A 688-nucleotide genomic window follows, 5' to 3' on the forward strand; every position below is an offset into this window, starting at 1 on the left:
AGATGTACTTTTCTTGGCAAACCATTTTCAGATCTTGGCATCGCACTGTTGTACTTTTCAGTGTTGCTTTGCTGATCATCTGGAATTTTGCTTCGATCTTTCATCAAGTCGACCTCACACCAGAGCATCATACTCATCATCACTGCCAACTCTTTGCTGGCGCGCAACATGGTCTCGCTAAAGCACAACCAGCAATCCCAGTGCCGTCATACACACGGGCCCATTATGATGATGTCTCAGAGCGCTCGCATCATGTAGAAGAAGTATTCAGCGCTGCGCGTGCACCACCTTATTTTGCGTAAACACTCAAACACAACCCAATTACGTTATTTCCAACGTGTATAGACGCGTTTCAATAACAGAACGTCAAATGAGTACTAATCTGAAATCAACCAGATCTCGGATTTATCAGCAAAATTAGGAAAGTAAAATGCCATCTAAACAGGTTTTAGCGATCGTTATCGGTTTGTCTCTATCGACAGTCGCAACAGCAGAAGAATACCGCCAACACAGTGCACACGTTCATGGTCATGTTGAATTTAATATTGCCCAAGACGGCAGTGACTTGCTGCTCGAAATCACAGCTCCTGGTGCAGATGTAGTCGGCTTTGAACACGCACCAGAAAATGCAGAGCAAGAGAAAACACTGCAACACGCAGTCGCAACGCTAGAAGATAGCAACGCACTG

The 688-nt window shown here is 45.1% G+C and carries 2 protein-coding genes; both read left to right on the top strand.

Annotated features, from left to right (window positions below):
- Positions 1-2 precede the first annotated feature (2 nt).
- On the top strand, positions 3-302 hold the full coding sequence (locus R7Q46_RS27290) for a DUF2607 domain-containing protein (protein ID WP_005454649.1): 300 nt from the start codon (positions 3-5) through the stop codon (positions 300-302).
- 128 nt (positions 303-430) lie between these two features.
- A partial coding sequence (locus R7Q46_RS27295; protein WP_318078292.1) for a ZrgA family zinc uptake protein occupies positions 431-688 on the top strand: 258 nt, incomplete at its 3' end.

The organism is Vibrio sp. 811 (genome assembly GCF_033339195.1).

Bases quoted from the DNA above. Each gene is read 5' to 3' on its own strand.
- R7Q46_RS27290 (WP_005454649.1), top strand. From the start codon at position 3: ATGTACTTTTCTTGGCAAACCATTTTCAGATCTTGGCATCGCACTGTT.